Origin of the sequence: Polaribacter sp. Z022, from assembly GCF_023555495.1 — a bacterium.
Classification (GTDB): Bacteria; Bacteroidota; Bacteroidia; order Flavobacteriales; family Flavobacteriaceae; genus Polaribacter.
In genome coordinates, this window is record NZ_JALCZO010000001.1 from 16,697 (window position 1) to 43,161 (window position 26,465).

Annotated in this window: 31 protein-coding genes; 8 read left to right on the forward strand and 23 right to left on the reverse strand. The window is 27.2% G+C overall.

Annotated elements, in window-relative coordinates; all coding sequences use genetic code 11:
• Positions 1-13 precede the first annotated feature (13 nt).
• Positions 14-1,237 carry a M28 family peptidase gene (locus MPF13_RS00080; RefSeq protein WP_249980181.1) on the forward strand — a complete coding sequence of 408 codons (1,224 nt, stop codon included), beginning with the start codon at positions 14-16 and terminating at the stop codon, positions 1,235-1,237.
• A 34-nt stretch (positions 1,238-1,271) separates the two neighbouring features.
• On the opposite strand, the gene MPF13_RS00085 is transcribed toward MPF13_RS00080, so the two are convergent.
• The 12 genes from MPF13_RS00085 to MPF13_RS00140 all read right to left on the reverse strand — a co-directional run bounded on the left by MPF13_RS00085 (position 1,272) and on the right by MPF13_RS00140 (position 9,672).
• Positions 1,272-1,451 (reverse strand): hypothetical protein, encoded by a 180-nt coding sequence (locus MPF13_RS00085; protein WP_249980182.1) that lies wholly within the window; start codon positions 1,449-1,451, stop codon positions 1,272-1,274.
• 12 nt (positions 1,452-1,463) lie between these two features.
• Positions 1,464-2,675 (reverse strand): B12-binding domain-containing radical SAM protein, encoded by a 1,212-nt coding sequence (locus MPF13_RS00090; protein ID WP_249980183.1) that lies wholly within the window; start codon positions 2,673-2,675, stop codon positions 1,464-1,466.
• A 31-nt stretch (positions 2,676-2,706) separates the two neighbouring features.
• Positions 2,707-3,168 carry a hypothetical protein gene (locus MPF13_RS00095; protein WP_249980184.1) on the reverse strand — a complete coding sequence of 154 codons (462 nt, stop codon included), beginning with the start codon at positions 3,166-3,168 and terminating at the stop codon, positions 2,707-2,709.
• Positions 3,169-3,303: 135 nt separating this feature from the next.
• Positions 3,304-4,374, reverse strand: a complete 1,071-nt coding sequence (locus tag MPF13_RS00100) for a ferredoxin--NADP reductase (protein ID WP_249980185.1) — start codon at positions 4,372-4,374, stop codon at positions 3,304-3,306.
• An 8-nt stretch (positions 4,375-4,382) separates the two neighbouring features.
• Positions 4,383-4,949 carry a hypothetical protein gene (locus MPF13_RS00105; protein ID WP_249980186.1) on the reverse strand — a complete coding sequence of 189 codons (567 nt, stop codon included), beginning with the start codon at positions 4,947-4,949 and terminating at the stop codon, positions 4,383-4,385.
• Between the two features lie 28 nt (positions 4,950-4,977).
• Entirely contained in the window at positions 4,978-6,183 is a 1,206-nt protein-coding gene (locus MPF13_RS00110) for an aromatic ring-hydroxylating oxygenase subunit alpha (RefSeq protein ID WP_249980187.1), read from the reverse strand.
• A 6-nt stretch (positions 6,184-6,189) separates the two neighbouring features.
• The gene (locus MPF13_RS00115) at positions 6,190-7,143 is read right to left on the reverse strand and encodes a sterol desaturase family protein (RefSeq protein ID WP_249980188.1); all 954 of its coding nucleotides are present in this window, start codon (positions 7,141-7,143) and stop codon (positions 6,190-6,192) included.
• Positions 7,144-7,148: 5 nt separating this feature from the next.
• A complete protein-coding gene (locus tag MPF13_RS00120) occupies positions 7,149-7,535 on the reverse strand; it encodes a DUF2147 domain-containing protein (RefSeq protein WP_249980189.1) in 387 nt (128 codons plus the stop codon).
• A gap of 56 nt (positions 7,536-7,591) precedes the next feature.
• Positions 7,592-7,825 (reverse strand): hypothetical protein, encoded by a 234-nt coding sequence (locus MPF13_RS00125; protein ID WP_249980190.1) that lies wholly within the window; start codon positions 7,823-7,825, stop codon positions 7,592-7,594.
• A gap of 1 nt (position 7,826) precedes the next feature.
• A complete protein-coding gene (locus tag MPF13_RS00130; RefSeq protein ID WP_249980191.1) occupies positions 7,827-8,681 on the reverse strand; it encodes an ABC transporter six-transmembrane domain-containing protein in 855 nt (284 codons plus the stop codon).
• 84 nt (positions 8,682-8,765) lie between these two features.
• A complete protein-coding gene (locus tag MPF13_RS00135) occupies positions 8,766-9,275 on the reverse strand; it encodes a hypothetical protein (protein ID WP_249980192.1) in 510 nt (169 codons plus the stop codon).
• 130 nt (positions 9,276-9,405) lie between these two features.
• Positions 9,406-9,672 carry a hypothetical protein gene (locus MPF13_RS00140; RefSeq protein WP_249980193.1) on the reverse strand — a complete coding sequence of 89 codons (267 nt, stop codon included), beginning with the start codon at positions 9,670-9,672 and terminating at the stop codon, positions 9,406-9,408.
• Between the two features lie 129 nt (positions 9,673-9,801).
• On the opposite strand from MPF13_RS00140, the gene MPF13_RS00145 reads away from it, so the two are divergent.
• From MPF13_RS00145 to MPF13_RS00170, 6 genes are read left to right on the forward strand one after another with little or no spacing between them, the layout of a single operon-like run.
• Positions 9,802-10,194, forward strand: coding sequence for a DUF2147 domain-containing protein (locus MPF13_RS00145; RefSeq protein ID WP_249980194.1), 393 nt, complete (start codon positions 9,802-9,804; stop codon positions 10,192-10,194).
• Between the two features lie 2 nt (positions 10,195-10,196).
• Positions 10,197-11,327, forward strand: coding sequence for a hypothetical protein (locus MPF13_RS00150; protein ID WP_249980195.1), 1,131 nt, complete (start codon positions 10,197-10,199; stop codon positions 11,325-11,327).
• 11 nt (positions 11,328-11,338) lie between these two features.
• On the forward strand, positions 11,339-11,698 hold the full coding sequence (locus MPF13_RS00155; protein ID WP_249980196.1) for a cytochrome c family protein: 360 nt from the start codon (positions 11,339-11,341) through the stop codon (positions 11,696-11,698).
• Between the two features lie 5 nt (positions 11,699-11,703).
• Entirely contained in the window at positions 11,704-12,240 is a 537-nt protein-coding gene (locus tag MPF13_RS00160; protein WP_249980197.1) for a YceI family protein, read from the forward strand.
• Positions 12,221-12,604: a hypothetical protein gene (locus MPF13_RS00165; RefSeq protein ID WP_249980198.1), complete on the forward strand. Its 384-nt coding sequence runs from the start codon at positions 12,221-12,223 to the stop codon at positions 12,602-12,604. The genes MPF13_RS00160 and MPF13_RS00165 overlap by 20 nt, the downstream gene beginning before the upstream one ends.
• 10 nt (positions 12,605-12,614) lie before the next feature.
• Positions 12,615-13,475 carry a DUF5777 family beta-barrel protein gene (locus MPF13_RS00170; RefSeq protein ID WP_249980199.1) on the forward strand — a complete coding sequence of 287 codons (861 nt, stop codon included), beginning with the start codon at positions 12,615-12,617 and terminating at the stop codon, positions 13,473-13,475.
• 51 nt (positions 13,476-13,526) lie between these two features.
• Here MPF13_RS00170 and MPF13_RS00175 read toward each other — a convergent pair whose 3' ends face one another.
• Positions 13,527-14,087, reverse strand: coding sequence for a Crp/Fnr family transcriptional regulator (locus MPF13_RS00175; protein ID WP_249980200.1), 561 nt, complete (start codon positions 14,085-14,087; stop codon positions 13,527-13,529).
• Positions 14,088-14,133: 46 nt separating this feature from the next.
• On the opposite strand from MPF13_RS00175, the gene dusB reads away from it, so the two are divergent.
• Positions 14,134-15,135 (forward strand): tRNA dihydrouridine synthase DusB, encoded by a 1,002-nt coding sequence (dusB, locus tag MPF13_RS00180; RefSeq protein WP_249980201.1) that lies wholly within the window; start codon positions 14,134-14,136, stop codon positions 15,133-15,135.
• A gap of 43 nt (positions 15,136-15,178) precedes the next feature.
• Here the strand turns inward: dusB and MPF13_RS00185 are convergent, their stop codons facing one another.
• The 10 genes from MPF13_RS00185 to MPF13_RS15630 all read right to left on the reverse strand — a co-directional run bounded on the left by MPF13_RS00185 (position 15,179) and on the right by MPF13_RS15630 (position 26,453).
• Complete coding sequence (locus tag MPF13_RS00185) at positions 15,179-16,381, reverse strand: ABC transporter permease (protein ID WP_249980202.1); 1,203 nt, start codon at positions 16,379-16,381, stop codon at positions 15,179-15,181.
• A gap of 15 nt (positions 16,382-16,396) precedes the next feature.
• Positions 16,397-16,792 carry a 30S ribosome-binding factor RbfA gene (gene rbfA, locus MPF13_RS00190; protein WP_249980203.1) on the reverse strand — a complete coding sequence of 132 codons (396 nt, stop codon included), beginning with the start codon at positions 16,790-16,792 and terminating at the stop codon, positions 16,397-16,399.
• 20 nt (positions 16,793-16,812) lie between these two features.
• Complete coding sequence (locus MPF13_RS00195) at positions 16,813-17,457, reverse strand: response regulator transcription factor (protein WP_249980204.1); 645 nt, start codon at positions 17,455-17,457, stop codon at positions 16,813-16,815.
• A complete protein-coding gene (locus MPF13_RS00200) occupies positions 17,454-18,206 on the reverse strand; it encodes a sensor histidine kinase (protein WP_249980205.1) in 753 nt (250 codons plus the stop codon). The genes MPF13_RS00195 and MPF13_RS00200 overlap by 4 nt, the downstream gene beginning before the upstream one ends.
• Positions 18,185-18,583 carry a hypothetical protein gene (locus MPF13_RS00205; RefSeq protein WP_249980206.1) on the reverse strand — a complete coding sequence of 133 codons (399 nt, stop codon included), beginning with the start codon at positions 18,581-18,583 and terminating at the stop codon, positions 18,185-18,187. The genes MPF13_RS00200 and MPF13_RS00205 overlap by 22 nt, the downstream gene beginning before the upstream one ends.
• 253 nt (positions 18,584-18,836) lie before the next feature.
• Positions 18,837-19,451 carry a hypothetical protein gene (locus tag MPF13_RS00210; protein WP_249980207.1) on the reverse strand — a complete coding sequence of 205 codons (615 nt, stop codon included), beginning with the start codon at positions 19,449-19,451 and terminating at the stop codon, positions 18,837-18,839.
• A gap of 355 nt (positions 19,452-19,806) precedes the next feature.
• A complete protein-coding gene (locus tag MPF13_RS00215; protein WP_249980208.1) occupies positions 19,807-20,100 on the reverse strand; it encodes a FoF1 ATP synthase subunit delta/epsilon in 294 nt (97 codons plus the stop codon).
• Between the two features lie 20 nt (positions 20,101-20,120).
• Positions 20,121-21,629, reverse strand: coding sequence for a F0F1 ATP synthase subunit beta (atpD, locus tag MPF13_RS00220; protein ID WP_249980209.1), 1,509 nt, complete (start codon positions 21,627-21,629; stop codon positions 20,121-20,123).
• 179 nt (positions 21,630-21,808) lie between these two features.
• Entirely contained in the window at positions 21,809-23,170 is a 1,362-nt protein-coding gene (locus MPF13_RS00225) for an OmpA family protein (protein ID WP_249980210.1), read from the reverse strand.
• Positions 23,171-23,318: 148 nt separating this feature from the next.
• Positions 23,319-26,453, reverse strand: coding sequence for a UvrD-helicase domain-containing protein (locus tag MPF13_RS15630; RefSeq protein ID WP_249980211.1), 3,135 nt, complete (start codon positions 26,451-26,453; stop codon positions 23,319-23,321).
• Between the last annotated feature and the right edge of the window lie 12 nt (positions 26,454-26,465).

Consider the following 26,465-nt stretch of genomic DNA (forward strand, 5'->3'; position numbering starts at 1 on the left):
AATATTAATCATCATGAGATACATCCTATTTTTAATCTTTTTCGGTTTTTTAGTTTCTTGTAAACCAGCAATTAATCAAGAAACAAGAATTAAAGAAGACGTTCATTTTTTAGCTTCAGATAAATTAGAAGGTAGACAAACTGGTACAAAAGGCGAAAAAGCTGCTGCAGATTATATTGTAAAACGATTTAAAGAATTGGGATTAAACCCTAAAGGAACTGAAGGTTTTATACAACCTTTTACTTTTAAGCCAAAAACAAATCCACATGAAGAAGTTAAATTTGATGTTAATGGAGATGGAACTATAACAGGAAATAATGTTATTGGATATACAGACAATAAAGCCAAAAATACTGTAGTAATAGGTGCACATTATGATCATTTAGGTTATGGTGGTGAAGGCTCTTTATACAGAGATTCTATTAAAGCTGTACATAATGGAGCTGATGATAATGCTTCTGGAATTGCAATTTTATTAAACTTAGCAGCAAAATTAAAAGGTAAAAACACCAATAACAACTACTTATTTATGGCTTTTTCTGGTGAAGAAATGGGGTTATTAGGTTCTAATTATTTTGTAAAAAACCCAACAATAGATACTAAAAAAGTATCTTATATGATTAATTTAGATATGGTTGGTAGATTAAAAAAAGACTCTGCTTTAGCTGTTTACGGAACAGGAACTTCGCCAATATTTAAACAAACTTTAAAATCTCATAATAACAATTTTAAGTTAATTGAACATGAATCTGGTGTTGGACCAAGTGATTATACTAGTTTTTACTTAGCAGATATGCCTGTTTTACATTTTTTTACTGGCCAACATGAAGATTATCATAGACCAAGTGATGATGCTGAAAAACTGAACTATGATGGTATGGAAATTATTAGTAAATACATTTTTAATATTATTACTGATTTAGATAATAATGGAAAATTAGCTTTTAGAAAAACAAAAAACGATAGTAATAATTCTCCTCGTTTTAAAGTAGGAATGGGTGTAGTTCCTGATTATATGTTTGATGGAAAAGGAATGAGAATAGATGGTATTTCTGAAGATAAACCTGCACAAAAAGCAGGACTAAAAAAAGGAGATATTGTTGTAAAACTTGGAGATAGCACTGTTGTTGATATGATGAGTTATATGCGAGCTTTATCTGTGTTTAAAAAAGGAGACAAAAGTAAAGTTGTTGTAAACCGAAAAGGGACAGAAGTAGAAAAAGACATTCAGTTTTAAATAAAAAGCCTTTCAAATTTGAAAGGCTTTTTTATTATAAAATTCCTGATAAAGTTGTGGTAATTGCAACAATTATCCAAATTATAGTTACCAACCAATATGCATTAGGTTCGTATTTTCTATAAATAGGTCTAAATGTCCAAGTTACTCCATAATACATGTCATACAATACCCAAATTAACAAACCAACTCCTATATAAAACCAAATATTCATAATTATTTTTTTTTAACTAAACATAAATTTTACTTTATCCGAAAAACTTGCATTTTTATACCAAAACCACATTAATCCTTCTTCTAAATCTTGTGGAGACATTAATAAAGGTTGATAAACTGCATTGCTTCCCTCATATTTAGACCAATCTTTTGTTAATATTCTTCCTTCTGTTTCTAAACGATTAAATGTGTCAGATCCAGGAAATGGTATTACCAAATGAGGATAAACTTTATCTGCATTTATATCTTTTACAAAATTTAATGTTTCTTCAAAAATTGAAGTATCATGTGCATCAAAACCAAACAAAAAATCACCAACAACTTCAATATTGTATTTCTTAATAATTTTTACATATTCTTTTATTTTATTTGGTTTTACAAACGACTTACCTTGATCTTTTAATGCTTTTTCACTTGGTGTTTCTATACCGAACAAAAGTGCTTTAACTCCTGCTTTTTCTGCAGCTTCCAATAAACGTTCATCTCTTGCAATCATAATAGTTGTTTCTCCAAAAAAATTCATTTTTAGTGGTGCTATTGCCTCAAATAATGCTATTGCATATTCTTTATCTTGCGTTAAATTATCCGAGTGTAATTCTACCCACTCTACACCAATTTCCTTCAAATGCTTTAACTCGCTTACTATATTTTCAATTGGTCGTAATTGAAATTTTTTAAAAAATTTGTGAACTAAACAAAAATCACATTTAAACGGACAACCTCTAGAAACTACAACAGACCAAGTATAATTATAATGTTTTGGATGAATATAATTAGTTGGATAAGGCTTTAAATCTTTAAGATTAAAAACTGTATCTCTTTTATAGCTTTTTTTAAGAACTCCTTTTTTAAAGTCTTCTAAAAGTTGCTCCCATATACCTTCGATTTCACCAATTAAAATAGTATCTGCATGTTTACTAGCTTCTTCTTGCATAAAATAAGTGTGTAACCCCCCTAACACTATTGTTTTTCCCTTCTCAGAAAATTTATCTGCAATTTCATATGCTCGAAATGCATCTGGTGTAGACATAAAAACAGCTATAATATCTGCATCAGAATTAAAATCTGTTTTCATACCAATAGTTTCATCACACATTTCAATTTCTACATTTTTTGGTGTTGTAGCTGCTGCAGAAAAAATATTTTGTGGTGGACCACCAGTTTCTGCTTTATACTTTGAATATTCACTTCCAGCAGAAGCTTTAATTAAATAGACTTTCATTGTTTTTATATTTTAAAATGACTATTAAAATTTATCCTTTTACTAATGGATGATTATAAGATAATTTAAAATCTCTTGCTCTTTCTATGAAATGGTCTATTTGATTAAAACGTAAAAATTTTTTTGCTGAAATTACTTTCATAATTTTTCTAAAATATTTCTTTTGTAAACGTATCTTTTGTTTATCGTATTTTAATATATTTTTTAAAAAAACTGTAGCTTCTTTTTCATTCATTTTTGTATAATCATGTAAAAACATATTTATTTCTTTATTAAGAATCTTTTCTTTTTTATTAAGGTATTCATCTAATAAAGGCCAAAAATAGGTAGCTTCAATTTTTGTAAACTCCATATTATTACTAACAATTACTTTATATTCATTATCTGCTATCTCTATAGCTTTAAGAATATTATCTTGAATGTTTTGTCCTTTAGTTGTTAAGTTAGACAATAAACACAATGTTACTATTAATGTTATTCTTAAAATTTTCATTCTTCTATTTTTAAAGATTAATTAAAGTAGAATTATTTTTGGCCAATAAATATTCTATTCATTTATACCACAAATTTCAAGAGTTTTTTTATATTTTCTTTTGATGTAAGTCAAAATAAAAAGTTAGAAAGAAAATTATTTAGAATATTCTACCTCTACCAACTGTGTTAAAGGAATACTCTGACAACTTAAAATATATCCTTTCTCTACCTCAGATTCATCTAAAGAAAGGTTATTTTTCATATGAACTTTACCTTGTTTTAGTTTACAAACACATGTAGAACAAACTCCACCTTCACATGAAAAAGGAGGGTTTAAACCTTTATCAATTAAAGTTCTTAATATTGTTTTTCCTTCTGGAACAGTAAGTTCTATTTGAGTATTGTTAATTTTTGCAATTAGTTTTGCATTTACTACTCCTTTTATATTAGAACCTTTAATGGTACCACCAAAACTTTCAGTAAATATTCTTGAATCTGGAACATCTATATTTTTAAGAGCTCTTTTGGTATTAGAAATCATAGATCCAGGACCACAAATGTAATATTCTGCATTTTGAGCATAAGGTGGATATTCATTAATAAACCATTTTACCATACTAGAATCTATTCTTCCTTTTTTATAATTGTAACTACTAGAAGTTTTCCACAAATCGCTCCATGCATTTATTGGTCTACTTAAAGTATGTATAAGAATTAACCTGTCTTTAAAAGATTGCTTCAGTTCTTCTAGTTCTTTTTGAAACATAATTGATTCTTGATTTCTGTTTCCAAAAATTATATATACATAACTTCTTTCTTCAGTTAAAAGCACAGTTTTTAAAATGGATAAAATTGGTGTAATTCCACTTCCGGCAGCAAACAAATAATATGTTTTATAGTTTTCTTTTTTTATATCAGCAAAAAAACGTCCATCTGGAGGTAAAACTTCAACTACATCTCCAGCTTTAAGGTTATCATTAATATGGTTAGAAACCAATCCGTTTTTTACACGTTTTACTCCAATTTGTAAAGGTTCTTCTAAAACCGGAGAACTACATAATGAATACGAACGACGTACTTGTTGTCCTTTCAGATTGAATTGTAACGTAAGAAATTGCCCTGGTTTGTAATTAAAAGCATCATACAATTCATAAGAAACATCAAAAGCTACTGAAACAGCATCTTTAGTTTCTTTTTTTACTTCTAAAACTTTTAAGGTATACATCTTACTTATTATTTTAACTTGTAAATTTTCTTTGTCAAAATTTGAGTTGGAAAGCTATCAATATAATCTCCTTCTACTTTTATTCTATCACCTACTTTTAAAGAAATATAATTATCTCCTAAGTTAGGAATACTCACTATCATATTATAAGCCTTATTATCTTTATCTCTAAGATGAATAGTTTCTCCGTCTTTTTCTCCAATTACTTTTGTTACTGTTAGTTCAGGTAACTTTTTAAAAGTAGCTCTTTCTATTACTTTTATTTTTTTAGCAAAAATCTGTACAGGTTTATTCTCTGTATACTTTCCTGTAATTTTTACTTTATCTCCAACATATAAACGCACATAATTTTCTTCTAAATTAGGAATACTTATTGTGCAAAAATATAAACTACCAGCTACATCTTTTAATGTTGCTGTGTAACCATCTTTTCCTTTGTAAATATCTATAACTGTTAATGTAGCATAGTCAGATAGCATATTTTTAATTTCTGAATTATTGTTATCTTTTTTGTCTTTGACCGAATTACAAGCTGTAATTGCTACTACTAATATTAATATAAACAAGTTCTTCATATCTTTTGTTTTATAATTAAGTACATGCTTATTGCTCCTTAAAAGCCCCATTTTTTTTCATCCATTTTTTTACTTCTTCTTGAAATCTTTGAATAGCATATTCTCCTTTTTTTGCTTGAGCACCTACTTTAAAATATGGAGATTGTAATGACTTTTGCTGTTGTTCACAAGCATAAATATCTTCTAACATAAAATCTCCACTTGCCATTGGGTCATTTTTATCTCCTTCGTATTTTCCTGTATTTCCTAATTTAGTCCACACATTACTTAAAGTTGATTTAGAGTACTGCTTTGTATATTCCCACTCACTAACATTCATTGTTTTAGAACGTATGGTTACTAAAGTTTTATCTGGTGCTAAGGGCAATACATGAAAAGTATTCCATGAACCTTCGCTTTCTGTAATTCCAATATTTGGAAATAACCAAGGAACATATGCTTTTATATTATCTTCTGGCATTTTATCTATTAAAGGAAAAGGAGAAGCTTTTTTTACTTCTTTTTGATAAATATCTACTAAAGGTTCCTGAAACCAATAATGAGGTCCAACCCAACCAAATTCTGCTTTTTCATGATTGTACATATTGAGTGTACCTTCGTGTAAATGTGCTAAATGGTAATGGTCAATATAGTTTTCTACAACAATTTTCCAGTTGGCTTTTATTTCTTTACTATAAAAAGGTTCTCCTTTTTTAGTTTGATATTCTATCAATTCCTCTGGTATATGAGGCCCTAAGTATTGTTTAACGTTACCAAAATACTCCATAATATTTGGTGCATTTTTTTCTGGATGTACAAATAACATACCCTTAAAAATATCAACAGAAGCTTCATGTAAATTTAAATCACATTTATGCAATTCTCCTTTTAGGTTTGGAAATTCTTCTTCTCTTTTAGGAACACTAATTAGTTTACCTTCTAAATTATAAGTCCAATCATGGTAAGGACAAGTAATTGCTTTTTGTGCTTTACCTACTGCTCTTAATAATTGTGTGCCTCTATGTCTACAAATATTATGAAATGCGCGTAATCTATTATCACGTCCTTTTACAATAAATATGTTATTTAAACCAGCTTGTACACTAATATAATCTCCAGGTTTACTTACATCTTCTACCAAACCTGCAAATTGCCATGTTGTACTAAATAAATATTTTAATTCGGTATCAAACCATTCTTTTGAAGTGTATGCTTCTACAGGTAGAGCATGCATCATTTGATTATTTTTAAGCATATTTTTTTATTTAGAAGGTGTCCAATCTGGTGGTTTAATTAAAACTTTAAATTTATTTACAACACCTTTAGTTTGCAATAGTTTGCTTCCTAATCTAGATAATCCATGAAAAAATACTTTTATAGGATTAACACTGTTTAAAGGCTCTGAAATTCCATATCTAACTTTTTCAACTTCTGGCTCAAAAGTGCCTAAAAGTTTATCCCAAATAATTAAAATTCCTGCATAGTTTTTATCCCAATATTGTCTATTAGAACCATGATGTACCCTATGATGAGAAGGAGTATTAAATATTTTTTCAATTGGTTTTGGTAATTTCCCAATTATTTCTGTGTGTAATAGTGTTTGAAATACTTGTACAAATATTTCTGCTGCTAATATTAATATTGGGTCAAATCCTAGCATAACAATTGGTAATGAGAAAAGAATTGGAAACACTGCATCTAATGGTCCAAAACGATAAGCTACAGACATATTAAAGTGTTCTGAACTGTGGTGTACTGTATGTGTTGCCCATCCTAAACCAATTCTATGCATAGTTCTATGATCCCAATAATAAGCAAAATCTGCTAATAAAATTGCTCCTATAACTGTAACTATATTTAAAGGTAAATGCGGTAAACTAAAATTATAATGAAGCCAATAATACACTTTAACAATTGCAAATAATGCTAAAATATATTCTATAACTATAAACGCTCCAAAAGTAATTACATTAGCTATAGAATCTAAAATTACATCTTTTCCTAATTTTTTAATAACTCCATATCTAATAATTTCTATAAAAAAAAATGGAATAATTATATATATTAAACTTAAATCATTTACAATATAAAACCAATATTCTACAGATTCTGGATATAAATCTGTTAGATTTAAAAAATTTGCAACTCCATGTACACTTCCTGTTATAACAGCTATTACTAATATGCTATATATTAAAAGTCTAGTATTACTCATAAGTATTATTTTAAAATATTTCTAGTCCAAGTTTCTTTATAAGGTTTACCATTTAAAGTCATTAATACTTCTAACTTATTATGATCTTTTTTAGTAAAGATTACTTTATAAAAACTTCCATCTGGTAAATACATTTTACCATTAATATATTTACCTTCTTTATATTCTACATCAGATAAAAAATAATCTTCTTTTTTATCTTTTCCTTTGTACTCTGTAATTCCATCATTATAATAATGTATTTTACCTATGTACTTTTTTTGGTACTTTACGATTTCATATTTAGCTTGGTATATATCTGTTTTCACATTCCAAACACCAACAATTACATCTTTTTGAGCACATGCACTAAAAGATATAATCATTATTAAAATTGCTATTTTTTTCTTCATGTCTTTCTTATATTTATAATGCAAATATCTAGTTAAATTTTTAAGTGTTTTTTGATTTAAGTCAAATAACTCCACATAGAATACAATGCTAAAAAAGACCAAATTAAAACCATAAACCAATATAGTTTGGGTGTTTCTATTTTAGAAACTGCTTCTACAAAATGAATTTCTCCACTTTTAATTACATGAATTAACCCAAGTAAAATAAAAAGAGCCCAAAACCAACTCCAGTTTAAATAAATAGCAATTGCCATTAAAATTAGAGCTAATAAAGTTTTCCATTTTTTCATTTTAAATTGATTTTAATCTAGAACTAATTTCTTGCAACCTAATTACCTGTTGAAAAACAATTGGCAGCATAAAAATACCATTCGAAAATTCTAATATATAAGTAAGTGTTGCAAATATATCTCCAGCTGTTACGTTTAATGAGCTAGCTGAAATATATAATGTAAAAGTTGCTAAAAGGAATAATAATATTTCTATAATTCCAAAATTTAAAGTTTCAAGATCAGAAAGTTTAACCAACCATTTAGAAATATTTTTAAAATGACTAATTACTCCTATTTGATCTTTAGCTTCTAAAACAGTAATTCTATTTTCTAATTCATCATTTAACCCAATATTAAAATTATAAATTTTAGTATTACTTAACAAATAAATTATAACAATTAAAACAATTGTAATTAGGCATGCTATAAAAATATACCAATTAAATAAGGTTAACATTATTAATGCACCAACAACACCAATTAAAGATGTAAAGGCCTGAGCAACATCGTGTTCAAAAAAATCTATCAATTCTTTTATTAAAGAACTTCTTGCTGCAATAGAAGATACTGAAATATTTTTTTGATGTTGAATATTTGTTATTTCTGAGGCAACTTTAGAATAAATAAATGTATAAATTCTTGTATCATAATAACGTCTTGCAATACCAACTAAAAAACCAAAACTGTAAAGTATACTAAAGAGCCAAAGACCGTCATTTTTCTTATTCAATAAATCATTAATTGCTATTCCTAAAACAAGAGGTTGTAATACTTTAGATACATTTTCGAAAATAAGAAGTATAAATGTAATTGATATTTTCAATTTAAATCTTTTAAAAATAGATTTTATAGCATATTGATTTCCTAATTCCATATTAATTATATTTTTTATGATAAAAGGCTAGAGCCCTCCAACTCTAGCCTTAAATTCATAGCAATTATTTATAGAATATCACTTTTACAAACTAAATTCTAAACCTATCCCAAAAGTTTTCCATGTATTAGATTTTACTTTCAAACCTGTAAAAGAAGCGTTTATAGCTAGTAATTTAGATAATTTCCATCCAACTCTAGGTTTATACTGAAATCCATTTTTAATTCCTTTACCAATACCAACTGTATATCCTAAATCTAATCCTAAATAAATATCATTTGTTGTATTATACCTAAATGCTCCCATAATAGGAATGTATTTTGCATTTCTATATGTAAAATGCTTTAAAGTATTATCTTCTGTATAAGAAACTTTTTTTCCTCCAAAATAAGAAACACCTGTAGAAGCTCCTATATTAAACTTACCAGATTTTATAAATAAATACGTTGTTTCTAAACCAATTCCTACTTTTGAAACATCTTCTGTTTCTCCTAAAGGTATAGCTCCAAAAACCCCTACATTAATAATTTTTTCTTGTGAAAAACCTATTAAACTAGTTAATGATAATACAAGTATTAGTGATACTTTTTTCATGATATTATGTTTTAAATTATTTATAGTACAAATTTAAAACTGATTAAAAAGAATTGTTTTGACTTATGTCAAAACTGAAAAAAAGAGATGTTTAATTGATGCTTTTTTGACATAAATCAAAACAACCTATTTAAAAGTAAAAGAGTTCTGAAATTGTTAGAAATAGTAGATAAAAAGAATAAATAGCCATTAAACCCCAAGAAATTATAATCAGCCAAAAAACAAAAGGGTTTTTATTTTTTGATATTGGTTCTATAAAAAAAGTAGTTCCAGACTTTAAATCTGGAATAACCCAAATTAAAAGAAAGAACCCCCAAATCCATTCCCAGTTTAAAAGAAGTGCAATATACATTAAGATAAGCGCAATAATTGTACGCCATTTTAAAGATGTTTTCATTATTTTTTTTAGCTATTAAGGTACATTTTTTTTAAGATTCAAAACAATTAATTCTATAAATAATGCTTTTTGATATAGGTCAAAAAATAACATAATAATTCCGTCAATATTTGCAATAAATATTTAATTATGAAAAAATTATTTTTAATTATTGTTTGCTTATTTTTTATGGTTTACTCAAAAAAAAATCATGAAATTATAGGGTTATGGAATGTAAAAAGCAATCACTACAAAGCCACCTATAAAATTGAATTTCAAGAAACTAAACTAGTTGGAAAAGTTATTTATTACAATGACGACACTACTGTTTTACATGAAACTGGCACAAAAAAAGATCTTTTTTTATTTAACCTTAAAAAAGAAAACAACATCTATGTAGATGCTGTTTCTGGAGCAACAAATACAGAAACTTATGCAACTACAATTAAAGAAAAACATAAAGATACTTTAGAAGTAACAACTTTTATTATGAAAAAACCTTTAATAGAAACTTGGATAAGAAACACTGAAAAACAACAATAAACATGAAAAAACATTTTAGCCTTTTAGCATTAAGTATGTTATTATTTTTTAGTTGTGAAAACAACTTAAGAGACATTTCTGGTATAAAAAACCCAGTAGAAACTGTAACAGTAGAGCCAGTAGATATAAATATTGATGGTTTTGATTTTCTTGAAAAAATGCAAGGTCATTGGGTAGGTACAAATATGGTAATTACAGATGAATATCCTTGGTTTGCTTGGGATTATAGAGCCATCTCAAAATCTCACATACAAGGCATACATGAAGGTGGTTCTATGGGGAACTTATTTACTTCATTTTTTGTAACCAACTACAAAAACAAGAGAACAATTATGGCAAGAAATGGTGGTCTTTTAAACGGTATTTATAGAACAAGTTATTTTGTATTAGACAAAGTAGAAACCTTGGCTGTTAATGATAAAAAATATCGTTTTGTAGATGCTATTGGTAACAAAGATATTATGCATTTCGAAATACGTTTTAAAGACAATGAAATATTCTTTAATGTTTACACAAGTGGATTGGGGGCAAGAATTCCTTCTAGACATATGACTTTTAAAGGAAAAAAAGAACATTTAAGTTTAGCTCAAACTGCTGCTAACGAAACAAATTTTCCTAAAAATGAAGTTGAAATTGATTTTGCAAATGGATTTAGAGAAGATTATTTATATGTAGAAACTGGTGCAGATAAAGCTAAATCTGCAACATTTTTAGCACAATCTACATCAAATGATGTTTATTCTATGGCTATAGAATCTGGAGATCCTTATACAATAACAGATCATCCTAAACTAGGTTCAATTCAAATTGATATTAGTAGAAATAACGACATTTTAGATTCAAATTTATTTGTTTATCTATCTAAAGAACCATTAACAAATACAGATGGTCAATTAACATCAAATACAGCAGCTTTTAATTCAATACTACATTTCCCAACTTTAACAGAAAAAGAAAACAGTTTTTTGTTTACCTATATACATCCTGGATCTTATTATTTAACAATAATTGCTGATAAAAATAACGATTTAACAATTAGTAATGGAGATATAACAAATATAAGTACTGCTTTCACCTTAAATAATAAAGAACATAAAACATTAAGCGTAAATAATATCAATTATCAAAATTAATTCACAAAAAAATGAAAAAACACTTAACTATTTTTCTTTTCAGCTTTAGTATGTTTTTAATTGCTAGTTGCACAAAAGCTTTTATTCCAGATATTGAAGACACTACAAATCCAATAACAAAAGTTATAAAATATAATACTGATGTAAAACAAATTATGACAAACAATTGTATTACTTGTCATGGAGGACCATCACCAAGTGATGGTTTAGATTTAACAACTTTTGCAAATGTTAAAAATGCAGCTTTAAATAGAAATTTAATAGAAAGGATGAATGATGCTACTGCACCAATGCCTCAATCTGGTTTATTGCTTTTATCAACAAGAAAAATTATAGATAAATGGAAAGCTGATGGCTTTCTAGAAAACTAAAAAAAATGAAAAAAACACTTTTAATTTTAATGTTATTGTGCTTGCAATCAATTGTTGCGCAAAAATATATTACACGTTCTGGTATTACGTCTTTTAAAGCATCTGTTGCAACATTTGAACCAATAGAAGCAGTTCATAAAAGTTCTTCTGCAATTATAAACAGTAAAGGAGATGTTGCTGCCCTTTTATTAGTAAAAGGTTTCGGTTTTAAAGTAGCTTTAATGCAAGAACATTTTAATGAAAACTATATGGATTCTGATAGTTATCCTAAAGCTACCTTTAAAGGAATGCTGAAAGATTTTTCATTAGAAAAACTAAAAACGAACCAAAAATTTTCTTTAGAAGGCACATTGTCTATAAAAGGAAAAACTAAAGAAATTAAAACAGAAGCCGTCGTTTTAAAACAACAAGGAAAATTAATTTTTAAAACGTCTTTTTTGGTAACTCCTCAAGATTTTGATATAAAAATTCCTGGAATTGTTCGTAAAAAAATTGCAAAACAAATAGAAATTTTAATTGATTATGAACTTGAAAAGAAGTAAAAATATTTTAATCACTATTTCTTTAATTAGTTTGATAGGTTTTGGTGGATATTCTTACATCTACAAATCTCACAAAAAGATTGAATTTAAAAATGCTGATTTTGAAGGGAAAACAAATGATTTCTTTAAAATAACAAAAAAAGATTCAAATGTCTGGCTAGATAAAACAATTGTTTTAGAAGGAATAATTACTAAAATTGATAAAAAAGGAATTGTATTAGACAATTCTATTTATTGTCAATTTAACAATTTAAAAAATATAGAATTATCAAAAAACAGTCTAATAAAAATAAAAGGGAATATGATTGGGTTTGATGATTTACTTGAAGAAATAAAACTAAATCAATGCATAATACTAAAATAAATATTATAAAATGAAAAAATCTATTATCATATTAATCACTCTAATTTGCAGTTTAAGTAGTTCTGCTCAAGATGATCTTTTAAATGAATTAAATAATGAAATAAAAATAGAAAAATACCAATTACCTGCTTTTAAAGCAATGAAAATTGGAAACCTTCAATCTACAAAAATTGCAGAAAAAGGAGATTTATACATGATTGTTTCTCATAGATTTGGAACCTTAAAAAACGGAATAGAAACTTTTTTTGGATTTGATGATGCCAATACTAAAATGCAATTATTGTATAGTTTTATGAACGGTGTACAAGTTAGTTTAAGTAGAGAATCTTTAAACAGAACTTATGCAAGTGCATTAAAAGTTCGTTTATTTAAACAAACAAATCTATTTCCTGTAAATATGGTTTTGTATGGTACAGCAAATATAAATACGTTAATAAAAGAAGCTCAATATCCTGAATTAAAATTTTCAGATAAAATGAGCTATGCAACACAATTACTTGTTTCTAGAAGGGTTTCTAATAATTTGTCCTTACTTATTGCACCTTCTTTTGTAAGACAAAATCTACAAGATATTAGAGTAACAAAAGGCTTAAATCACAACCAATTTATAATGGGTTTTGGTGGTAGAATAAAAGTTAGTAAACGCATGAGCATCAATGCAGATTATGCATATAATTTTAATAGAGAAAAGAAGTCTTTATATCAAAATCCATTAACAATAGGGTTAGATATAGAAACTGGAGGACACGTTTTTCAATTATTATTTTCTAATGCACAATCTACAAATGAACCTGGTTTTTTAAGCAACGCAGAAGGAAATTGGGCAAATGGAAATGTATTTTTTGGATTTAATGTAGTTAGAGTTTTTTAGTGTTTGGTTGGTTATAAAAGAGGTGTTTTGTTAAATCAAAACCCTCTTTTATTATTTCCCTCTAATTCTACTTAGTGTTTCTTGGCTTATTCCTAACATTGAAGCAATATGTCCTAAATTTGCAATTTGAATAATATTAGGGTAAACAGAAAGTAATAAATTATATTTTTCTTTAGCAGATAAAAAATAATACCCTTTATAAAAATCATCTATTATAGCCAATTCTTGCTCCATAATAATTCTTCCATACCTATTAAGTTCTGGATATTTATCAAATAAATCTTGCCAGTCATCATAACTTAAAGACATTAAAACAGACTTTTCTGTTAACTCTATATATTCTACAGATGGTTTTCTTAAATAATAACTATGCCAAGAAGTAAAAATAGTTTCATTAGGATAAACCCAATGTGTAACATCTTTTCCTTTTTGATAAAAAAAAGCTCTAGCAGTTCCTTCAGATAAGAAATACAATCTACTACAAACCTTTCCTTCTTTAACTATTTGATGGCCCTTAGCAACTTCTTCAACTTTAACTAAATTACATATATCTTTCTCTGCATCAGCAGTTAAGTCTACATAACTCTTTATATTATCTATAAATCTTTCCATATAAAATATCTTACTGCAAAATAAATAAAAAAAGTAACTTTGCCACATGATTAAAATAGGCAATTTAGAACTACCAGACTTTCCATTATTATTAGCACCAATGGAAGACGTATCTGATCCACCTTTTAGAGCTTTATGTAAAGAAAATGGTGCAGATGTGGTATATACAGAATTTATTTCTTCTGAAGGATTAATACGTGATGCAGCAAAAAGTGTAATGAAACTTGACATCTATGAAAAAGAACGTCCAGTTGGAATTCAGATTTTTGGAGCCAATTTAGACTCAATGCTAAAAACAGTTGAGATTGTAGAAAAATCGAAGCCAGATATTATTGATATTAATTTTGGTTGTCCTGTTAAAAAAGTTGTTTCTAAAGGTGCAGGAGCAGGTATTTTAAAAGATATAGATTTAATGGTTTCTCTTACAGAAGCTATGGTAAAACACACAAACTTACCAGTAACTGTAAAAACACGTTTGGGTTGGGATCATGAATCTATTAGAATTGTAGAAGTTGCAGAACGTTTGCAAGATGTGGGTTGTGCAGCAATTTCTATACATGGAAGAACTCGTGCACAAATGTATAAAGGTGAAGCAGATTGGAAACCTATTGCTGAGGTTAAAAATAACCAAAGAATGCACATTCCTGTTTTTGGAAATGGTGATGTTACATCTCCAGAAAAAGCTATGGAAATGAGAGATTCTTATGGTTTAGATGGTTGTATGATTGGTAGAGCTGCTATTGGTTATCCTTGGTTTTTTAACGAAGTAAAACATTACTTTAAAACAGGTAAACACTTAGCTAAACCAACAATTGCTCAACGTGTAGAAATGGCTAGAAGACATTTACAAATGTCTATTGATTGGAAAGGACCTGTTTTAGGTGTTTTTGAAACAAGAAGACATTACACAAACTATTTTAAAGGAATTCCTCATTTTAAAGAATACAGAATGAAAATGGTTACTTCTGATGATGCTAAAGATGTTTTTGCAGCTTTTGATGAAGTAGAAGCTAAATTTGGAAATGCAATTATTCCTGATTTTGAATAAGTTCTTTTATAGTAAAAGGTAGGTTAAAATAGTATCTCTATCACTATTTCTCTATAAACTCTCTAGAAATTCTACTACTAGCAATTTTTGATGCTATAAAACCTAAAATTGTAATTGTAACAATAACTATTAAAAGATTAGAAAATTTAAATTCTACAGGATAAGGTAAGTTATAAGTTATCATAAATAACCCAAATTTTTGCTGAATAAAGACTAATATAATTCCAAGAATTAAACCTATAGACATCCCTAAAACAGTTAGTAAAAAACCTTGTAAAACAAATACTTTTTTAATTTCTTTAATTGTAGCTCCTAAACTAAAAAGTGTTTTTAAGTTCGATTTTTTATCAATAATCATCATAATTATTGCACCAATAACATTAAATAATGCAATAATAACAATTAGTGTAAAAATTAAATAGGAAACAAAATTTTCAGTATTAATTACTTTATAAAAAACCTCATTTAATTGTTGTTTTGTTTGCACTTTAAATTGACTTCCTAATTCAGCTTGAATTTCATCTCGAAAAGAATCTGCGTCAATATTGTTGTTTAACTTTACTTCAATTCCTGTAATTTGATTCTCTTTAAATTTTAACAATTCCTTTGCATCGTTTAAAGAAACAAATACAAATTTACTTTCAAAGTCTTCTGTTCCAGAGTACAAACCTACAATTTGTACATCAATTTTATAAAATGCGTTTAATGGATTTATAAAACCTGTTCCTGGTTTTGGAACCAAAATAGATAAGGGTTCTCCAAAGTTTAAAATCCCTAAAGATAGTTTTCTAGAAATTCCATTACCAATTACTGCAGTTTTGGGTTGCTCTTTGTATAACCAATTACCAACATTAATAACAGAATCTATATTAGTTATAGAAGTGTAATTTTCTTCAACTCCTTTTATATAAGCTATTTCATTTTTATCATTATACTCTAAGAAAACACGTTCTTCAACAATTTTAGTATAGGCATTAATTGAAACATTTTTATTTAAAACCTCATGTATATCTGAAGTAAATAAAAAAGATTTACCTTTTGTTGTTGTAATTTTAATATCTGGGTCAGATACATCTAGTAAACTGTAACTAAATGTTCTTAATCCAGAAAAACCAGAAAGTATAATAAAAAGTGCTAAAGAACCAACTATTACTCCAAATGAAGCAATAATAGTAATAATGTTTATGGCATTGTTACTGGTTTTAGAAAATAAATATCTTTTGGCTATGTATAAAGGAAAATTCAAATGAGATTTCTGAATTTATTTCTTTTGTCTTCTAGGAAGTACATCAGGATTTTTAATAGGATTAACATCCTCTCCTTTTAAAGATTTATCAATTTCTTCAATATAGTCTAGAGTATCATCACCAAAAAACAACAATTCAGGCATTCTACGTAATTGATGTTTTGTTCTAGCAGCCATTTCATGCCTAATTAAAGCTGTATTAGATTGTACACCTTTAATTAATTCTTCTCTTTTTGCTGATGGAAAAACACTTAAATAAACTTTAGCAACACCTAAATCTGAAGTTACATGAACTTTAGAAACAGATATAATAACTCCTTTCATTCCTTCTTGAGCTGCTTTTTGCAAAACATCTACTAAATCTTTTTGTAATACCCCTGCTATTTTACGTTGTCTATTCGTTTCTTCCATGCTGCAAATTTACACTTTTTTTATGGAGTGTAAATTTTATTTTTTATAGCATACATAACCAAACCTACTCTGTTTTTTACATTTAATTTAGTAAACAAAACATCTCTATAACCATCTATAGTTTTAGGGCTTAAGCACATTTTATCTGCTATTTCTTTATAGGTTAATTCTGAACAAGCATATTTCATAAATGATTTTTGTCTATCATTTAATTTAACTTCTTCTTCTCCTTTTCCAGAAAGAGATTTCATTAATAAACTTGTAACACTTTTAGTATGATAAAATCCATTTTCTGCAATTTCTATCAGAGCTTTTTCTAAAACACTTTTTTCAGTATCCTTCAATAAATAACCAACTGCACCAACTTTTAACATTTTTAATATTGTTGCATCTTCATCTTCAACAGAAAGTGCCATAACATTAACGTTGTTATGATTTTTAGAAATCCAATCTGTAGTTTCTATACCATTCATTATAGGCATATTTATATCCATTAAAACCACATCTGGTATAAATTTAGGAGATTCAGAAAACTTATCTATTAATTCTTGTCCGTTTTTACATGTATATAATACTTTAAATTTATCAAAAGTATTAACCATTGCAGCAATTGCCTGAGATAGTAATGTATGATCGTCTACAATTACAACTGAATATTTTATCATAATTTATATACTATTTTTAAAATTGTTCCTTTGTTTTTTTCTGATATAAATACAGCTGATGCTCCTATTAATTTTGCTCTATTTTTTATATTTCCTAAACCTATACCTGTAGATTTATTTTCAGAAGTTGAAAAACCAATTCCATCATCTTTAGCTTCTATTAACAATTCTTTATCCTTAAAATCTAATAAAACTTCTAAATTAGATGCTTTAGAATGTTTAATTGTATTCGAAAAAAATTCTTGTAAAATTCTAAAGATGATAATACTAGATTTTTCGTCAATTTTTTGTTCTTCTCCTAAAATATTTAAACTTGAACTAATAAAATTTAACCTATTAAATCTATCTATTTCTAATTGAATAGCATCCTTTAAATTTATATTTTTTATAGCTTCAGGATTAATTAATTTAGATAAAGCTCTTACTTCTGTTAGTCCTTTTGTTATTGTTTCTGAAACATCTTTTAAACTACCTGCGCTTGCACTTTGCAACTGAATTTTTGCTAAGGTTAACAATTGGCCAATATTGTCATGTAATTCCCAGCTAATGTTTCTAAGCGTCTCTTCTCTTATTTCAATTTGAGTTTCAGAAATTTCTCTTTCAAATCTTTTTTTAGCTTCTTCTTGTTGCTGTAATAGTAAGTTTTTCCTTTTTTGAAAAAAACCAAATAATAACACAATAAAAATAACAAACAACACAATTATTAATGTTGTTGTAATTAAAATTATTACTCTTTCTTCTGACTCCATAATGCTCCAAATATAAAAATACAATACATAATTGTTACTAAAATATATTGAACATTAAACAATAAATGCACTTCAGATTTTGTTATGCTCTGCATAGAATTCATTAATGTTGTAATTGGTATTGTACCCAAATAATATATTAATAAGCCTACAGTAATCCAAAATGAAAGTGATTTTTTAAAATTTAAAATACTGTCAGAATTTATAAAGTCTTTAAAAAATAAAAATATAGCTATAGTAACAGAAAAACTACCAGTAATAGAAGCTAAATCATTATATTTTAACAAATAATCACCCTGATAAATGGCATATAAGTTTGATGAAAAATAAATTATATTAAAAACTAAGATAATACCAATAACTATTTTTTTTGTCACTTTAAAAGGTAAAATTTCTCTTATGAAAAATAAAAGACAATTAAATTCAAAGAAAGTGAGTATATTATATACAGGAAGACTACTAAACTTTAAAACATGATTAAAGTAATATGCAATTCCCTCAAACAATAACATAAAAAATAAATATGCAGAAAAATATTTTAAATTTATATCAAATGTTTTTTTAAAAAAACATTTGATATAAATTAATGTTGAGATAAAATATAATGTATAAATTAGTTTAATAAACATATTAATGAGGAGGAGAAGGTTCTAATTTATTTGCACCAGAACTAGGCAACAAATTAGTTTGTATACTCGTAAATGGCACAAATGAAGCTCTAGAAACCTTTTTAGTTTCATCACTACTAAATTTATTTAAAAATTTTGTAAACGGTATAGGTTGTCCTTTTTCAGAATATAAAGGTTCAAAAGCAACATCATTTTTATTACCAATTTTTGCAGTTGGCATAAAAATTAAAGTTTCTCTTCCTCTTAAATCAGTTTGTTTATAATCTATTGGATAAGCAGCAGAAAATATTCTTAAACCAGTAAGCTTTATATCTTTATCATTTGATAATTTTTCTAAATATGCTATATATTGTTTTAAGTCTTCTAAATTATAAAAATGAGATAAACTTTCTATAGAATCTTTACCATTTGTAAGTTTTGCTCTATACTTATCTAATACTATTTTTTGACCTTTATCATATGTATTAAACATACTTGCCATTTCATTATAAGTTATTGCTTGTGCTGGTCTTGAGTTATTAATTTCTTTACTAACATGATTACAGTCTGATTTACAATTAGAAAAGATAAAAGATAACATTAGTAGTAATAATACTATTTTTTGATTTGGTTTCATAAAAATTGGTTTGATTAATTTTTATAAAAATACAAATTTAATTTACTCAATTATAAACACAAATAAAAAAACACCACAAACACTTGTTATACATTTAGTTACAACACTACAAATGAAGTATTCAATACATATACCTAAATAAAAAAGGGGTTTTCCCCCTATAAAAATAGAAGTAAATCACTCTTGTATAAAAACAATAAAATTTAAAAATTTGTATTGTATTAAGAAGTATGTAAAAATACACTAATAAGGGGAAATTGCTTAAAAACATCTTATAACTTTAAGGTGTTTTTTTTATACAAAAAAGCCTCAAAGTAAATATACTTTGAGGCTTTTGAATATAAATTTTATAAACTTAATCAGCTAAAATAATAGCTTTGTTATCATTTAATTCTAATGTACCAGAATTAATAACTAAAGTTAAAATTTTATCATCTGTAGTATCTGGAACCAATTTTCCATTCAAATCATCTAATTGTATATTAGTTTGATTGTGAATATGAATTTTTATTGTTCCTTCTTTTAAATTAGAAACTACTGGTGCGTGATTATTTAGCATTTGAAACTCTCCATTTACACCTGGAACTGACATTGAGTCAATTTCTGATGAAAATAAAATAGCTTCTGGTGTTACAATTTCTAAATACATATTTATAATTTAAAAAATTACTATGCTTCTGCTAACATTTTCTCTCCAGCATCAATTGCATCCTGAATTGATCCTCTTAAGTTAAATGCTGCTTCTGGATATTTATCTAACTCACCATCCATAATCATATTAAATCCTTTAATAGTATCTTTAATATCAACTAAAACTCCTGGTATACCAGTAAATTGTTCAGCTACGTGGAAAGGTTGAGATAAGAAACGTTGTACACGTCTTGCTCTGTGAACTACTAATTTATCTTCTTCAGATAATTCTTCCATACCTAAAATTGCGATAATATCTTGTAATTCTTTATAACGTTGTAAAATCTCTTTAACTCTTTGTGCACAATCATAGTGCTCATCACCTAAAATATCGGCAGTTAAAATTCTAGAAGTAGAATCTAAGGGATCTACTGCAGGATAAATACCTAATTCTGCAATTTTACGAGATAATACAGTTGTAGCATCTAAGTGAGCAAACGTTGTTGCTGGTGCTGGATCCGTTAAATCATCTGCAGGTACATATACTGCTTGTACAGATGTAATAGAACCTTTCTTAGTAGAAGTAATACGCTCTTGCATTGCTCCCATTTCTGTAGCTAATGTTGGTTGGTAACCTACTGCTGATGGCATACGTCCTAAAAGTGCTGATACCTCAGAACCTGCTTGAGTAAATCTAAATATATTATCTACGAAGAAAAGTACATCTTTTCCTTGTGCTTCTCCTGCTCCATCTCTAAAGTATTCTGCAATTGTTAAACCAGATAATGCAACACGTGCACGTGCTCCAGGTGGCTCATTCATTTGTCCAAATACGAAAGTTGCTTTAGAATCTTTCATTCCAGATTTATCAACTTTAGATAAATCCCATCCTCCTTCTTCCATAGAATGCATAAAGTCATCACCATATTTGATAATTCCAGACTCTAACATTTCTCTAAGTAAATCATTTCCTTCACGAGTTCTTTCACCAACACCTGCAAACACAGATAAACCACCATGTCCTTTTGCAATGTTGTTAATTAACTCTTGAATAAGTACAGTTTTACCTACTCCTGCTCCTCCAAATAATCCAATTTTACCACCTTTTGCATATGGCTCAATTAAATCAATTACTTTAATTCCTGTAAATAAAACTTCAGTAGATACTGATAAATCTTCAAATTTTGGTGCAGATCTATGAATTGGCAAACCATCTTTACCTTCTTTCTTTAAATCACCTAAACCGTCAATTGCATCTCCAGTTACATTAAATAAACGACCGTAAATATCATTTCCTATTGGCATTTGAATTGGATTTCCAGTAGCAACAACCTCTGTTCCTCTGCTTAATCCATCAGTAGCATCCATAGAAATAGTTCTAACTGTATCTTCACCAATATGCTGTTGTACTTCTAAAACTAATATAGAACCATCAGCTTTTTTTATTTCTAAAGAATCGTAGATCTTAGGAAGTTCGTTTTCTGTATTGAATTCAACATCAATTACTGGTCCAATAATTTGTGAAACTTTACCTGTTATTGTAGACATTTTGTATCTAATTAAAGTTATTATTATTTTTAAGAGACTTCACTCTCATTTTCAGGAGGCAAAGGTAATTTTTTTGATTGGAAATAAAAAAGATTTTTTACTTAAAAACTTTAATTTAAGGATATAAAAAAAAGCCTCATCAATATGATGAGGCTTTTGAATATTATAAAAGTAAGAAATTAGTTTGTAACTTTAATCTCAACTCTTCTGTTATTAGCTCTTCCTGCTCTAGTTTTGTTAGAATCTACTGGTTTAGTTTCACCATATCCGTTAGCTTCTAATCTACTTGCATCAACACCTTTCTTAACTAAATAGTTTTTAACAGCGTTAGCTCTTTTTTCAGAAATTCTTTGATTAATTGCATCTCCTCCACTACTATCAGTATGACCTTCAATAGCAAAAGTTGCTTTTGCATTTTTGTTCATAATATCAACAATTGCATTTAATTGCTTAGTAACTCCTGGTTTAAAAGAAGATCTACCTGTATTAAATAAAATTGATTTAGCTGTAAAGTTTAATACTTCAATAGCTTCTTTAGTAATTACTTTTTCAGGACATCCACCTTCAGAAGCAACACCTGCAACTGTAGGACATTTGTCATCTTTATCTAATACACCATCACCATCAGTATCTGGCCAAGGACAACCTGCATTTGCAGCTGGACCAGCAACAGAAGCACATTTATCATCTTTATCTACAACACCATCTCCATCAGAATCAGGACAACCTTTGTTAGCTTTAGTTCCTTTTGAGTTAGGACACATATCATCTTTATCAGCTACACCATCTCCATCAGAATCAGGACAACCATTCATTGCAGCTAAACCAGCAACGTTAGGACAAGCATCATCAGAATCTTTAACACCATCTCCATCAGCATCAGGACATCCGTTAAATTCTTTTAAACCTGCAACTTCTGGACAAGCATCTTCTTTGTCATATACACCATCACCATCAGTGTCTTTTCCTCCAAATTTAATAACTAAACCTAAAGAATGTTGCCAATGATTTTGAACATTTTCGCTGAAAGCATGCTTAAATCCTGTATGAAAGTTTAAACCTACATTATTGTTAAACCAAGTATTAAAACCAGCTCCTCCAGTTAGCATTCCTTCACCATTAGAATCAGCATTTACATAACTCCCTCCTAAATGAACATAAGGGTCAAACCACTGAGAAGTATCTCCTATTAAGTTATTTAAGTCATATAATACAGATAAATCACCTGAATAATATAAAAAGTCAGAATCATTTTCTGATAAAAAAGTTTCAATCTTATTAATTGAACCGGCTAATTGTAAGGTAAAACCTTTGTCTAAATATTTCCCTACAGAAATTCTTGAAATTGAAGGCAAAATATTCCAATCTGTATTTCCAAATAAATCTTTATAATGTTCTCCAGTAGTTATATCATGATGAATAAAGTCTACAGTATTTACACCAAAACCAACAGCCCATGGGTTATTTTCATCTTGTGCGTTTACGTTACCAACTGTTACCAACGTAAACAAAGCTATCACAGCTAATTTTAATCGTTTCATTATCAAATTTTTAAATTAAAAGTTCGTTATTATTATACGCAAAAGTAACCCCTTAAAACGTATTTACAAAGACAAATGTACAAAATATTTAAAAAACTTCATTTTTTAATAATTCTAAATAGCAATTAAACACCTAAAATTTTCATTTTTAAAAATTCACTTCAACAATATTAATATCATTATTAATATATATAAGTATTTTTTTTTCAACATTAAAGCCCATTGATTTTAATACCCTTTCATACTTTAAAAGTTGTTGATGATGTTCTTTTGAGGGATTTCCTGTCTTATAATCTATGATAACAACATTGTTTTTAGTACTAAAAACCAATCTATCTGGAATTATAGTTTGATTATCTACATCTACAATTTCTCTTTCATTAAACACAATTATATTATTTGAGTAGTAATGAGCTAATTCTTTATGATTGACAATTTTTAAAATAGCTTCATTTATTGATTTAACTTGTTCATTATTTATAATACCATTTTGAGCATATTGATCAATTACAAAACTAACATCTTTCATTGTTTTTATTTTTCCAAAAATTTCATGAAGCAAGTTTCCAAAATCAATAGCATCACCTTGACCTGTATTCCACAATTTAGAAGCACCTGCTAACAAAACAATATTATGTTGTTTCCAAGGAGTTGAAATAAATTTTTCATGTACTTCTCCAACAGAATCAACATTTTCTTTTCTGCTAACCCTTTGTTCATCACCAAAAGTATATTCTAAAAGAGAATCTTGCCAAAGATTTATTTGCTTTAAATAATTTATAAAAACTCCTGAATAGAAATTAGTATTTTCTTCTCCTTTTGGTGATATTTTTTTCTCAGTAATTATATGCAACTGTTCTACTGCTCTAGTTAAAGTAACATACAATAAATTAAAATTATCTAATTCTAACTCTTCTCTTTGATTATTGTAAATCTCGAGTCCTCGTTCACTAACAATACTCAAACTTTTATTATAATCTACTAATAATTCATTAAAGCCATTATAAGATTCTGGTAATTTATTTAACCAAGATTTTGGTTTTATTTGCCTATATACATCTACATCACAAGGAAAAATAACAACAGGAAACTCAAGCCCTTTAGATTTATGAATGGTCATTACCTGAACTGCACTTGAACTTTCTGGAGCTACAATACTTAATCTATCTTTTTTTAATTCCCAAAACTCTAAAAAATCAGCAATATCTGTAGCTTTTCTTTGCTGTTCTAAAACAATATCTAAGAAAAATTGAATATAAGCATCAGACGAATTTACCAAATGGAAACCTCTAATTATGTACTCTATTTTTTCATAAAAAGGAAGTTCGTAAAATTCTAAAATATCAAATGATATTCCATACTTATTTAGGCTTTCAAAAATTACATTATTATCTGCTTTTACAAGCTCATTAAAAAAATTGTGTTTTGGTTTTGCAATTTTTAAGTGATTATACAAAAAATACAACATATCAAAACGTATTTCTTCATCACTTGGGTTATGCAACACCTTTAATAAATCTATAACAAAAGAAACTTTAGCGCTATTTTTTAATAATAATGTTTCAGACGAAACAATATTTATATCGTTTTCAGATAAATAATTTGCTACTGCAACACCATCTTTTCTTGTTCTAGTTAAAACACATATTTCATTTAAAGAAAAACTATCTTTTAACTTATTTATTTTTTCTAAAACTTTTTGTTGATATTTAATTCTATCTAGTTCTTTATCTTGTTCCTTATCTAAAAAACTTAAAGAAACATAACCTCCTTTTTTAGAGTTTTCTAACTGTTTATTTCCTTCTAAAAACAGATTTTTATAAGAATTATTTTGAAGAAAATTAGAAGTGTGTTGAAAAAAAGAATTATTAAAATTTATGATTTCTGAAAAACTTCTATAATTTGTATCTAAATTTTTTATCTCTTTATTTATATGAAAAGGGTTTTCTTTGTCTGAACCTATATTAATAAACTGTTCCGCTTTTCCTCCACGCCATCTGTAAATAGCCTGTTTTCCATCTCCAACTATTAATAAATTACTATTTTCTTGTGCAAGTGCATTATCTATTAAAGGAATTAAATTTTGCCACTGCAATACAGAAGTATCTTGCATTTCATCAATAAAATAATTCTGAAAACGCTGCCCTATTCTCTCATAAATAAATGGCGCTGGTTGGTCTTTTATATTATCAGAAATTAGCTGATTAAACTCTGCATTTAACCTAATATTATTATCTTCTTTTATTGCTTCTAACTCAGAATTTATATTATTTAAAACCGCTAAAGGAATAATACTCTTTAAAGCCAATTTATTCATTGAAAATTGTTGATAAACAAGCTCAGATTCTTTAAAATAATGAATAATAACTGGTACAATATTATCTATTGACGATGCAATTGCATCTGTAGTAGATTTAGAATAATACTGATTATTTTCTATAGCCTTTTTTATAGTTTCACTACGTTTTATAAAATCTATATTTACAGATTTTTTACTTAAATCTAAAAAGAACTTAGGTATGGTTCCACGCATAAAATCTTTCTGAACCAAATCATTACTTTCTATAAGATCTAAACAATCTTTACCAATTTTAATTAATGATTGTTTTAATTCTTTTTGTTGCTGAAATAATTTAGATTTTAAATCTGTAAAATCATCCATTTTTTTATCAGCTAAACTTCTAAAATGTTTTACATCATCTTCATTTAACAATATTCTAGAAAACTCACTTAAATCTCTAGAAATATCCCACGATTTATCATCATCGGTTTTATCTAAAGAATAATCAATTAATAGATTGGTTAATTTTTTATCAGTTCCAATTTTTGAAATTAAGACATCTACAGCTTCATTTAAAAGAGAAACAGCATCCATTTCTACCTCAAAATTTAGTGACAAGCCTAAATCAAAAGCAAAATTCTTTATTATTTTGTGAGTAAAACTATCTATAGTAGTTATTGAAAAGGCAGAATAATTTTGTAAAACAGCTTCTAAAATTTTCTTACTTCTTTGTTGAATTACAGATTTTTCTACTTCTATTTCTTTAATTATAATTTTAAATAAATCATTTTCTTTTCCTATTGCAAAATCTTCTAGATTACTTAAAACACGTTCTTTCATTTCTCCAGCAGCCTTGTTTGTAAACGTGATTGCTAAGATTTTCTGAAAAGAAAAAACATCTTCAGTATTCAATAATACTTTAAGATATTCTTTTACTAATGTAAAGGTTTTACCACTTCCTGCAGAAGCATTGTAAACTTGAAAAGTTGATGATTTTTGCACAGAACTATTTTT

Bases quoted from the DNA above. Each gene is read 5' to 3' on its own strand.
- MPF13_RS00080 (WP_249980181.1), top strand. From the start codon at position 14: ATGAGATACATCCTATTTTTAATCTTTTTCGGTTTTTTAGTTTCTTGT.
- MPF13_RS00085 (WP_249980182.1), bottom strand. From the start codon at position 1,451: ATGAATATTTGGTTTTATATAGGAGTTGGTTTGTTAATTTGGGTATTG.
- MPF13_RS00090 (WP_249980183.1), bottom strand. From the start codon at position 2,675: ATGAAAGTCTATTTAATTAAAGCTTCTGCTGGAAGTGAATATTCAAAG.
- MPF13_RS00095 (WP_249980184.1), bottom strand. From the start codon at position 3,168: ATGAAAATTTTAAGAATAACATTAATAGTAACATTGTGTTTATTGTCT.
- MPF13_RS00100 (WP_249980185.1), bottom strand. From the start codon at position 4,374: ATGTATACCTTAAAAGTTTTAGAAGTAAAAAAAGAAACTAAAGATGCT.
- MPF13_RS00105 (WP_249980186.1), bottom strand. From the start codon at position 4,949: ATGAAGAACTTGTTTATATTAATATTAGTAGTAGCAATTACAGCTTGT.
- MPF13_RS00110 (WP_249980187.1), bottom strand. From the start codon at position 6,183: ATGCTTAAAAATAATCAAATGATGCATGCTCTACCTGTAGAAGCATAC.
- MPF13_RS00115 (WP_249980188.1), bottom strand. From the start codon at position 7,143: ATGAGTAATACTAGACTTTTAATATATAGCATATTAGTAATAGCTGTT.
- MPF13_RS00120 (WP_249980189.1), bottom strand. From the start codon at position 7,535: ATGAAGAAAAAAATAGCAATTTTAATAATGATTATATCTTTTAGTGCA.
- MPF13_RS00125 (WP_249980190.1), bottom strand. From the start codon at position 7,825: ATGAAAAAATGGAAAACTTTATTAGCTCTAATTTTAATGGCAATTGCT.
- MPF13_RS00130 (WP_249980191.1), bottom strand. From the start codon at position 8,681: ATGGAATTAGGAAATCAATATGCTATAAAATCTATTTTTAAAAGATTT.
- MPF13_RS00135 (WP_249980192.1), bottom strand. From the start codon at position 9,275: ATGAAAAAAGTATCACTAATACTTGTATTATCATTAACTAGTTTAATA.
- MPF13_RS00140 (WP_249980193.1), bottom strand. From the start codon at position 9,672: ATGAAAACATCTTTAAAATGGCGTACAATTATTGCGCTTATCTTAATG.
- MPF13_RS00145 (WP_249980194.1), top strand. From the start codon at position 9,802: ATGAAAAAATTATTTTTAATTATTGTTTGCTTATTTTTTATGGTTTAC.
- MPF13_RS00150 (WP_249980195.1), top strand. From the start codon at position 10,197: ATGAAAAAACATTTTAGCCTTTTAGCATTAAGTATGTTATTATTTTTT.
- MPF13_RS00155 (WP_249980196.1), top strand. From the start codon at position 11,339: ATGAAAAAACACTTAACTATTTTTCTTTTCAGCTTTAGTATGTTTTTA.
- MPF13_RS00160 (WP_249980197.1), top strand. From the start codon at position 11,704: ATGAAAAAAACACTTTTAATTTTAATGTTATTGTGCTTGCAATCAATT.
- MPF13_RS00165 (WP_249980198.1), top strand. From the start codon at position 12,221: ATGAACTTGAAAAGAAGTAAAAATATTTTAATCACTATTTCTTTAATT.
- MPF13_RS00170 (WP_249980199.1), top strand. From the start codon at position 12,615: ATGAAAAAATCTATTATCATATTAATCACTCTAATTTGCAGTTTAAGT.
- MPF13_RS00175 (WP_249980200.1), bottom strand. From the start codon at position 14,087: ATGGAAAGATTTATAGATAATATAAAGAGTTATGTAGACTTAACTGCT.
- dusB (WP_249980201.1), top strand. From the start codon at position 14,134: ATGATTAAAATAGGCAATTTAGAACTACCAGACTTTCCATTATTATTA.
- rbfA (WP_249980203.1), bottom strand. From the start codon at position 16,792: ATGGAAGAAACGAATAGACAACGTAAAATAGCAGGGGTATTACAAAAA.
- MPF13_RS00195 (WP_249980204.1), bottom strand. From the start codon at position 17,457: ATGATAAAATATTCAGTTGTAATTGTAGACGATCATACATTACTATCT.
- MPF13_RS00200 (WP_249980205.1), bottom strand. From the start codon at position 18,206: ATGGAGTCAGAAGAAAGAGTAATAATTTTAATTACAACAACATTAATA.
- MPF13_RS00210 (WP_249980207.1), bottom strand. From the start codon at position 19,451: ATGAAACCAAATCAAAAAATAGTATTATTACTACTAATGTTATCTTTT.
- MPF13_RS00215 (WP_249980208.1), bottom strand. From the start codon at position 20,100: ATGTATTTAGAAATTGTAACACCAGAAGCTATTTTATTTTCATCAGAA.
- atpD (WP_249980209.1), bottom strand. From the start codon at position 21,629: ATGTCTACAATAACAGGTAAAGTTTCACAAATTATTGGACCAGTAATT.
- MPF13_RS00225 (WP_249980210.1), bottom strand. From the start codon at position 23,170: ATGAAACGATTAAAATTAGCTGTGATAGCTTTGTTTACGTTGGTAACA.